10 protein-coding genes are annotated in these 8,621 nt (G+C 66.0%); 2 read left to right on the forward strand and 8 right to left on the reverse strand.

Annotated elements, in window-relative coordinates; translation table 11 throughout:
• Positions 1 to 504, forward strand: a 504-nt coding sequence (locus QGG75_04420; GenBank protein MDP6066484.1) for an integrase core domain-containing protein, incomplete at its 5' end; no start/stop codon positions are given.
• Positions 505 to 620: 116 nt separating this feature from the next.
• On the opposite strand, the gene QGG75_04425 is transcribed toward QGG75_04420, so the two are convergent.
• The 8 genes from QGG75_04425 to QGG75_04460 all read right to left on the reverse strand — a co-directional run bounded on the left by QGG75_04425 (position 621) and on the right by QGG75_04460 (position 8,345).
• Positions 621 to 2,576, reverse strand: coding sequence for an ASKHA domain-containing protein (locus QGG75_04425; protein ID MDP6066485.1), 1,956 nt, complete (start codon positions 2,574 to 2,576; stop codon positions 621 to 623).
• Between the two features lie 15 nt (positions 2,577 to 2,591).
• Positions 2,592 to 3,470, reverse strand: coding sequence for a dihydropteroate synthase (locus tag QGG75_04430; protein MDP6066486.1), 879 nt, complete (start codon positions 3,468 to 3,470; stop codon positions 2,592 to 2,594).
• A 1-nt stretch (position 3,471) separates the two neighbouring features.
• Positions 3,472 to 4,455 (reverse strand): methylenetetrahydrofolate reductase, encoded by a 984-nt coding sequence (locus QGG75_04435; GenBank protein ID MDP6066487.1) that lies wholly within the window; start codon positions 4,453 to 4,455, stop codon positions 3,472 to 3,474.
• A 12-nt stretch (positions 4,456 to 4,467) separates the two neighbouring features.
• Entirely contained in the window at positions 4,468 to 4,935 is a 468-nt protein-coding gene (locus QGG75_04440; GenBank protein MDP6066488.1) for a methylenetetrahydrofolate reductase C-terminal domain-containing protein, read from the reverse strand.
• 24 nt (positions 4,936 to 4,959) lie between these two features.
• On the reverse strand, positions 4,960 to 5,589 hold the full coding sequence (locus QGG75_04445; protein ID MDP6066489.1) for a DUF1638 domain-containing protein: 630 nt from the start codon (positions 5,587 to 5,589) through the stop codon (positions 4,960 to 4,962).
• A gap of 1 nt (position 5,590) precedes the next feature.
• On the reverse strand, positions 5,591 to 6,748 hold the full coding sequence (locus QGG75_04450) for a uroporphyrinogen decarboxylase family protein (protein ID MDP6066490.1): 1,158 nt from the start codon (positions 6,746 to 6,748) through the stop codon (positions 5,591 to 5,593).
• Between the two features lie 47 nt (positions 6,749 to 6,795).
• Complete coding sequence (locus QGG75_04455) at positions 6,796 to 7,431, reverse strand: corrinoid protein (protein ID MDP6066491.1); 636 nt, start codon at positions 7,429 to 7,431, stop codon at positions 6,796 to 6,798.
• A 194-nt stretch (positions 7,432 to 7,625) separates the two neighbouring features.
• Positions 7,626 to 8,345, reverse strand: a complete 720-nt coding sequence (locus QGG75_04460) for a hypothetical protein (protein MDP6066492.1) — start codon at positions 8,343 to 8,345, stop codon at positions 7,626 to 7,628.
• Between the two features lie 50 nt (positions 8,346 to 8,395).
• On the opposite strand from QGG75_04460, the gene QGG75_04465 reads away from it, so the two are divergent.
• Positions 8,396 to 8,621 (forward strand): hypothetical protein (locus tag QGG75_04465; GenBank protein ID MDP6066493.1); only part of this gene is annotated, 226 nt, incomplete at its 3' end.

Here is an 8,621-nt window from a genome sequence, read left to right on the forward strand (position 1 = left end):
CGGATCGCGCCGGGGCATCCGGAACAGAATGGCCGTTACGAACGCATGCACCTGACGTTGCAGCAAGACACGGCGAGCCCGCCGGCGGCGACGCTGCGAACCCAGGCCGATTGCTTCCGTCGGTTCCAACGGATCTACAACGAGGAGCGCCCGCATGAAGCTCTGTCTCAGACCCCGCCGGCGCGGCACTATCAGCCTTCACCGCGGCCATGGGACGTCGTGCTGCGTTCTCCTGAGCTCGATGAGAGCATAGACAAGCGCCACGTACGCAAGGACGGTTCGATCAAATGGTTCGGCCGGATGGTCTACATCAACGAGAACCTGGCCGGCGAGTGGATCGGCGTGCAGGAGGTCGCAGAGGACTTGTTAGAGCTGCGCTATGGCCCGATCACGTTGGATCACTTGAAGCCGCGCAGCGCCAAACTAATGCGCAATGCGGCCGGCGGTGGATTTGTGGATAACGCTAACGCGTTGTCCACAAGCCCACCGCCGCAACAACCGTAACATCAAGAGAACAAATCATGAAATCTGCTACCCATGTCGTCGGGCTAAACTGTTACCCATGTCGCCGGTTGCACACCCTTGTGGGGGAGGGCAGGGAGGGGGGAGCCACTGTTGTTCTACGCCCGCCCGTCATCCAGCGCCCGTTGCAAGTTGGGAAACGCGTGGTCCTTGTGGGGTAGCGGCATGGCGGCCACGAAATAGTCTTGGAACTCGGGCGCCGCCGCCGTCTCGATCTTTTCGACGCGCCCTACCAGGTCCTCGATCTCGCCCCGCATATCAGCGTTCAAGAGCGCGATACGGGCGCCGGTGCCGGCGGCGTTGCCGGCCGAGGAGACGCGGTCCAGCGGGCAATCGGGGATCATGCCCAGCGCCATGGCGTGCAAGGGGTCGATGTAGCTGCCGAAGGCGCCGGCCAGCACGATGCGGTCGAGGGTCTCGACCCCCAGCCGGTCCATCAGCAGCCTGGCCCCGGCATAGAGCGCCGCCTTGGCCAGTTGGATGGCACGCACGTCGGTCTGGCTGATGTCGATGAGCGGCGGGCCGGCAAACAGGCGGTATGAGAAGACCCGGCCGTCGGGCACCACATGGGGGTTCTGCTCCCAGGCCCGGCCGTCGATCAGGCCGCTCGAGGCGAGAATGCCGGCCAGGTGCATCTCGGCCACCGCCTCGATGATGCCCGAGCCGCAGATGCCGGTGACGCCGAAGCTCTTGATGGCTTCGTGGAAGCCGGGTTCATCCGACCAGAGCTCGCTGCCGATGACGCGAAAACGCGGCGCCAGCGTCTCGCGCTCGATGCGCACGCGCTCGATGGCGCCGGGCGCGGCGCGCTGGCCGGCGTCGATCTGGGCGCCCTCGAAGGCCGGGCCGGTGGGGCTGGAACAGGCCAGCAGGCGCTGGCGGTTGCCCAGCACGATCTCGGCGTTGGTGCCGACGTCAGCGATCAGCACCAACTCGTCGGATCTGTGCGGGCTTTCCGAGAGCAAAACGCCGGCGGTGTCGGCACCGACGTGGCCGGCGATGCAGGGCAGAAGGTAGGCCTGGGCGCCGGCGTGGAAACCCAAGTCGAGATCGTCGGCCGCCACCGTCACGGCCTCGTCGACGACCAGGGGAAAGGGCGCGCGGCCGAGCTGCAGCGGATCCAGGCCCAAGAGAATATGGTGCATGATGGGATTGCCGACGAAGCTCGCCTCGAGGATATCGCCGGGCCTGATGCCGGCCTCGGCGCAGGTTTCGGCCGCCAGCTCGGCGATGGCGCGGCGCACGGTGGTGCTGAGCGTGTCGGCCTCGTTCGGGTTGAGCTGGAGGTAGGAAATCCGGCTGATCAGATCCTCGCCGAAGCGGATCTGCGGGTTCATGGCCCCCGCGGCGGCCAGCACGTCGCCGCTGTGCAGGTCGCAAAGGTGGGCGGCAATGGTGGTGGTGCCGACGTCCACCGCCAGGCCATGGGCCTGGTCGCGAAAGCCGGGACAGACGGCGATCGGCAGGCTCGTCTCCCGCAGCGCCACGGTGACGCGCCAGCCGCCCTCACGCAGCGCCCGGGGCAGCGCCTGCAGGAAGGCCAGCCCGGGGGCCCCGGCGCTGACCCCCCACTCGGCCTCCAGCGCCGCCTGCAAGCGCGAATAATCGCTGGTCTGGTCGTCGATGGTGGGGGGCTCCAGCTCGACATAATGCAGCTTGACCAGCGGTACGATGTCGATGGTCCGGCTCTCGACCCGCTTGCGCACGATCTGGCGGTGGATCTGGCTGGCCGCCGGCACGTCGAGCACCAGATCGCCGCGGATCTCGCTGGCGCAGCTCAGGCGCTGGCCGGCGATCAGGATGCCGCCCTGTTTGACGAAGCGTTCCTCCATCTCGCCCGGCGGCGAGAGGTGGTCGCTGCGTGAGACCAGGCCGAACTTGGCGAACTCACCTTCGCTCACGCCAACCTGGCAGCGGCCGCAGATGCCGCGGCCGCCGCAGACGCTGTCGATGTCGACGCCAAGCTGACGCGCCGCCAGCAGCACCAGGGTGCCGCGCGCAAAGCGCCCCCTCTTGCCCGACGGCGTAAAAACCACCAGGGCGTCGTCAGTCATCGAGACGTTCCCAACTTAGCCGGCTGCTTCCGCTTCCTTGGCCGCCGCGGCCAGCTTGCGCGAGCGCTTGATCCAACGCATGCAGTTGTCGTCCAGCCCCTGCATGACCTCGGCCCCGGTGATGGCGTTGATCACCTCGGGGTGCAGCGGATTGACGATGGCCGAGGTCAGACCGGCGCCGATCAGCATGCTGAGGAAGGCACAGTTGAGGTCGCGCCGGTTGGGCAGCCCGAAGCTCACGTTGGAGGCGCCGCAGATGGTGTTGACCTCGAGCTCACTCCGCGCCCGGCGCACGATCTCCAGGGCCGAGCGGCCCGAAAGATTGACTGCACCCACCGGCATGACCAGGGGATCGACCAGCACGTCGGCGCGCGCGACACCGTGGTCCTCGGCGCGCTCGACGATTTTCTTGGCCACCTCGAAGCGCACGTTTGGGTCTTCGCTGATGCCGCTTTCGTCGTTGCAGATGGCGACCACGGCGGCGCCGTGCTTCTTGACCAGCGGCAGCACCGCTTCCAGGCGTTCTTCCTCGCCGGTTACCGAGTTGACCAGGGCCTTGCCGTCGTAGGCTTCGAGCCCGGCCGTCAGGCCTTCGACGCCCGAGGAATCGATGCACAGCGGCAGATCAGTGAGCCCCTGTACCAGCTTGATGCAGCGTGTCATCAGCTCGGCCTCGTCGATCATGGGCACGCCGGCGTTGACGTCGAGCATGTGGGCCCCGGCCTCGATCTGGGCCATGGCGTCGGATTCCACCCGGCTCAAATCGCCGGCCGCCATCTCCTCGGCCAGCTTCTTGCGCCCGGTCGGGTTGATGCGCTCGCCGATGACCACGAAGGGTCGGTCGAAGCCGATCACCACTTCCTTGCTGGGTGAGCTCAATACGGTTTCTGTCATGTCAACTTAACTCCTCGGCTTGGTTGTCTTCCGTGTGGCCCGGCAGGCGCTTTTCCAGCACGCCGGATTCGAGAATAATATCGGAAACCAGGTGCTCCTGGCGGTAGGCCATGACGTGAACCCCGGCGATGCCGGGTATCTCGCGGATCTCCTGGATTAGTTCGACGCAGATGCGCTTGCCTTCGTCCTTCTGGTCGGCCGCCCCCTCCAGGCGGGCGATGGTGCTCTCGGGAATGTGCACGCCGGGCACGTTGGCGCCGATCCAGCGCGCCGCCCGGGCCGAAGCCAGCGGCCCGACGCCGACCAGGACATAGCAGCGTTCCACCAGCCCGAGGTCGCGCACCGCCACCATATAGTCCTTCAAGCGTGCCACGTCATAGCAGTATTGCGTCTGCACGAACTGGGCGCCGGCCGCCACCTTCTTGGCCAGCCGCAGCGGCCGGAAATCGAAGGGCGGTGCGAAGGGATTGGCGGCGGCACCGAGCAGCACCCTGGGCGGACTGGTGATCGTGCGGCCGGAAAGGAACCGGCTGTCGTCACGCATGCCGCGGATGGTCTCCAGCAGCGAAATGGCGTCGAGGTCGAAGACCGCCTTGGCGCCGGGCTGGTCGCCGGCCTCGACGCCGTCGCCGGTCAGGCAGAGGATGTTGCTCACCCCCATGGCGGCGGCGCCCAGCACGTCGCCCTGGATGGCAATGCGGTTGCGGTCGCGACACGAGATCTGCATCACCACCGAGTAGCCGGCGCGGGTGAGCAGCGCACAGATACCGACGCTCGACATGTGGCAGTTGGCGCCCGAGGCATCGGTGGCGTTGATGGCGTCGCAGACCCGCGACAGCACGAGCGCCCGCTCATAGGTGTCCTCGGGGTTGGCCGAATCGGGAGGATTGAGCTCGGCCGTGACGGCAAAGCGGCCCGAGCGCAGCACGCGTTCGAGCCGGCCGCCCGAGGAGTGGCCGGGCAGGATGGGGTAGTTAGCCCCCATTCTTCCCCCTGGTCATGGCGCTTTCTCCGCGGCCGCCGCGCGGCCCTCGCGGATGTGGCGCAGCCAGGACGAGGTGCCGCCCAGGGAATGATCGGCAGCCGGCTGCAACGCCGTGATGCGCGCGTTCGCCCGCATGCGCTGGCTGCCCTGCCAGGCCTCGACCCAGATGCAGGGCATGGCGGCATCGATCTCGCAGCCGCCGTCCGCCCGCACGCCGCCGCAAGGGCCGTTGCGCATGCTCTTGGGGCAATTCATGGGACACGTCATGCCGCTGGCGCCGAGCTGGCAGCGGCCGCACATGCGGCAATCGAACAGCGGTTTCTTGAAGAGCGCCTCGAGCGCCGCCGCCGGGCGTTCCAGGCGGCCATAGCCGACTAGCCGCCACAGCGGGTGGAGCGCCCGGGCCAGGGGATCGACCAGGTCGAACAGCCCCTCCAGCAATCGCGCCTTGCGCGTCGCCCAACGTCGCGCGCTTCGCATACTCGGCCCTCAGGTTGGTACGTCTCAGGCGATGCGGGCTTCGAGGAAGTCCCGATAGCCGCCGATGCCGGTGTAGCGCATTTCGAACTCCAGCCCCAGCATGTCGGCCGCCTTGCGGGCGTAGTCGACCATCTCGCTGTCCTCGCTCTGGGCCAGGTAGACGACTTTTCGGTAGTTGCCGAAGTAGGTGTCGCGCAGTTGCGGAAAGCGGTCCAGCGCCAGGCCCTGCCAGACCAGGCGTTCGAAATGCCGGGCCAGGAAGTCGGAAAGGAAGAACGAGCCCGGTTCGTTCTGCATCATCTCCTTGAACTGGCTGGAACCGGCATAGATCTCGTAACAGTGCGCGCCCTCGATGCGTTCGACGCCTTCCTCTTCCAGCATATCGTCGAGCCGCCCGCCGGTGCCGCAATCGCCGTAGAACACCAGTATGTCGTCGTAGTTGTCGCGCTCCGCGCGGATCTTCTGGCGCACCTGTTCGGGGATGCTTTCCGGGTCCATGTGCAGCTTGGCCGGCAGGCATTCCACACGCAGGCGCCGCTCCCAGCCCTGTTCGCGCACCAGGGCCACCACCTCGCGGGCCAGGGCGCCGCAGCAGATGAGCAGCGTTTGCGGGGGGGCTTCGTCCCTTTCTTTGGCGTCCCTTTTTGTAGCCATCTCAGGCGGCCGGGGCGTAGCTGTGTTTGTGGCCCTCGTCGAACATGGCGACGATGTTCTCGGGCGGCACTTCGGACTGGATGTTGTGCACGCTGTTGAGGACGTAGCCGCCGCCCTTGCCCAGCACCTCGATGATGTGGCGCACTTCCTGGCGCACCTCCTCGGGGGTTCCGAAGGGCAGCGTGCGCTGGGTGTCGATGCCGCCCCAGAAGCAGAGCCGGTCGCCGAACTCGGCCTTCAGGCGTTTCGGTTCCATGTTCTTGGCCCGCACCTGGACCGGGTTGAGGGCATCGACGCCGATGTCGATCAGGTGGTCGATGAAGTGGTAGGCCGAGCCACAGCAATGAAAGCAGATCTTGATGTCGGCCCGCGACTTGACGGTTTCGACCATGCGCCGGTGGCGCGGCTTGAAGTAGCGGGCGTAGATGCCCTCGGGGTCGAACATGCAGCCTTCCTGGGTGCCCAGGTCCTCGCCGAAATAGACCACGTCGATGTTCTCGGGCCCGGCCGCCTCGAGCACGCTGACGGCGGTGTCGACCCAGAAATCGCAAAGCTTGTCCATCAGATGGGTCAGCGCCTCGGGCCGCCGGTAGAGATCGCGCAGGTAATTCTCGAAGCCGCGCATGGCATAGCCGCGGTGTATCACGCCACCGGGCAGATAAAGCACGCGAGCATAGGAGCCGGCCGCCATGATTTCCTGCACCCGTTCGCCGACGCCGGCCGCCAGGCCCGGATTCTTGCCGTCGGGCCAGTCGAAGGCGTCGATGCGGTCGATGGTCAGATCGCCCTCGTAGAAGGGCCCGTCGACATGCAGGAAATGCTGGTCCATGTCCTTTTCGGTGCGCTTCCAATGGACGCCGAACATGTCGATGTAGTGGTTGGGGTCGATCCACTCCTGGTGGCCGCCATCATAGGGCCCGGGCTGGATGTTGCGCGTGTCAACGCCGAATTGCTCGAGGATGCTCTCGTCGGGATGGGCCGCCGAGTGGATGATCGACATGACCCGGGTTTCGGCGTCCACGCCCATGTGCGCCTTCAGGCGTTCATAGGCCAGCAGCGTGATCGAGGTGAACTCGGCACCGCCGAAATCGATGGGAATGCGGTCGCCCTGCTCGTGGTGCAGCGCCGCGCGAAGGCGCTCCCGGTGGCTCCAGGTCATGTCGTGATCACTCCAAATCCGGGCCGGTTACCCGGCCGCCGTGCGGCTTAGTGGACTAACCCGCGGGCCAGATCGACGGCCCCGGGGGCGTCGATGCCGTAGCCCGAGGCACCGATGCGCTCGGCGAAATCCTGCGACACGGGGGGCCCGCCGACCATCACCTTGACGTTCATGTTGCGCGTCGAGTTGGCCTCGTCGATGACCACCACGGCCTTTTCCATCTCCGGCATCGAGGTGGTCAAGAGGCCCGACATGGCGATCAGGTCGGCCTCGTTCTCCTGGGCCGCGTCGATGAACTGGGCGGCGTCGACGTCGGTGCCGAGATCGACGATCTTGAAGCCCGCGCCTTCCAGCATCATGGCCACCAGGTTCTTGCCGATGTCATGCAGATCGCCCTTGACGGTGCCGATGACGACGCAGCCGACGGGCTTGATGCCGGTGTCGATCAAGAGCGGCCGGACGATCTCCAGGCCGGCCTGCACGGCCTCGGCGGCCATCAGCATCTCGGGCACGAAAAGCGTGCCCTCGCTGAACTTGCGGCCGATCTCGTCGAGCGCCGCGATCATGCCCTCGTTGAGGATGACCTGCACCTCGGTGCCGGCCGCCACCTCGGCGTTCACGAGCTCCGTCACCTTGGCGTCATCATAATCTGAAACCGCCTCGTAAATCTCCGAAACTGACATCGGATTCTCCCTTTTTCCGCCCTGTATTCCACCCGGCAAGACCCGGTTTCCCCCTCCGATCCAGGCCGCCAACACACCTCTGCACGACTAATATATCAGGCCCCGAATCTACCCGCGCCGGCCGGACCGAGTCAAACGAAGAGGGGGCGTGGGTGGAGGTGGTGCGCGTGGATGGGGGGCGCGAAAGGCTGCCATCAAGTCGCTGACGCCGGGTGATCGGGGTCAGGCGTGAGCACGACTGTGGCGCCCATGTCCCGCAGGTCCTGCAACAGGCGATCGCTGTTCACGATGGTGGCCTGACACCAGAGGCCGGGCCGGGAGAGGCTGCCGTCGAGTCTCTGTAGCAGGCACGAGGTAGCTGCCGCGGCGGTCAAGACGTAGGCGTCTTCGTGGCGGATTTCGAGGCGCAGCGATGCCGGCCGTCCGCCGCGGCGGCCGCTGGCCTCGAGCAGCACGATCATGGCGAAAGGCGGTCTGGCGAAGGCCCTTAGGCCCCAGTGCAGGAGCGCGCCGAGGGCACGCTCGATCCGTCGGGAAGCGGGCCAAATCTTGAAGGCGGCCAGAGAGAACGGCAGTACCAGGTAGTCGACGAACCAATTGAAACCGGCGACGTGCAAGCCGGCCTCGTCGAGGCCGGGGACGAGGGATGGCAACTGGGCCATCTCATGCAAGAACATCGGCGTGCAGGTACGCTCGCCGAAGGGGGCGGCGAAAGCGAATTTGCGAAAGTCACGCCAGCCCAGGGCCCGCCACTCGCCGTGTTGCAGGACAAGCGGCCGGTAGTCGCGGATCTCGGCTATGAATTCGCGGATCGTGGCCGGGGAGAATTCAAGCGAGCGCCAGTCGAGTTGCATCAGCATCGCGACCTGGGCGCTTTCGAGGGAATCGAAGCGGGCGGCGGCATGGCGGACCAACGCCGCGGGCAGGCCCGGATGGCAATGCGGCCGAGCTTCTACAGAACCAAATGGCGGCAGAAATCTTCACCGAAATCGCCCTAGCTGTCTTGCATTCAGATCAAGAGGAATCCAATGAACCGACTGGAACGCTTCAGATAATTTCCGAGGAGTTGTCTGATGTTTCCGGCCTATCGCTTGCGGATATGCGGCTTAGGCTTGAAAGCCACGGTGGCGCCAGCGTCCTTCGAGCCTGGGCGCAATCGAAATTCCTGGTAAACGAGCTGTTTTCCAGCC

The sequence above is a fragment of the Alphaproteobacteria bacterium genome, assembly GCA_030740435.1.
Taxonomy (GTDB): Bacteria; Pseudomonadota; Alphaproteobacteria; order UBA2966; family UBA2966.

Bases quoted from the DNA above. Each gene is read 5' to 3' on its own strand.
- QGG75_04450 (MDP6066490.1), bottom strand. From the start codon at position 6,748: ATGACCTGGAGCCACCGGGAGCGCCTTCGCGCGGCGCTGCACCACGAG.
- QGG75_04440 (MDP6066488.1), bottom strand. From the start codon at position 4,935: ATGCGAAGCGCGCGACGTTGGGCGACGCGCAAGGCGCGATTGCTGGAG.
- QGG75_04435 (MDP6066487.1), bottom strand. From the start codon at position 4,455: ATGGGGGCTAACTACCCCATCCTGCCCGGCCACTCCTCGGGCGGCCGG.
- QGG75_04430 (MDP6066486.1), bottom strand. From the start codon at position 3,470: ATGACAGAAACCGTATTGAGCTCACCCAGCAAGGAAGTGGTGATCGGC.
- QGG75_04445 (MDP6066489.1), bottom strand. From the start codon at position 5,589: ATGGCTACAAAAAGGGACGCCAAAGAAAGGGACGAAGCCCCCCCGCAA.
- QGG75_04425 (MDP6066485.1), bottom strand. From the start codon at position 2,576: ATGACTGACGACGCCCTGGTGGTTTTTACGCCGTCGGGCAAGAGGGGG.
- QGG75_04455 (MDP6066491.1), bottom strand. From the start codon at position 7,431: ATGTCAGTTTCGGAGATTTACGAGGCGGTTTCAGATTATGATGACGCC.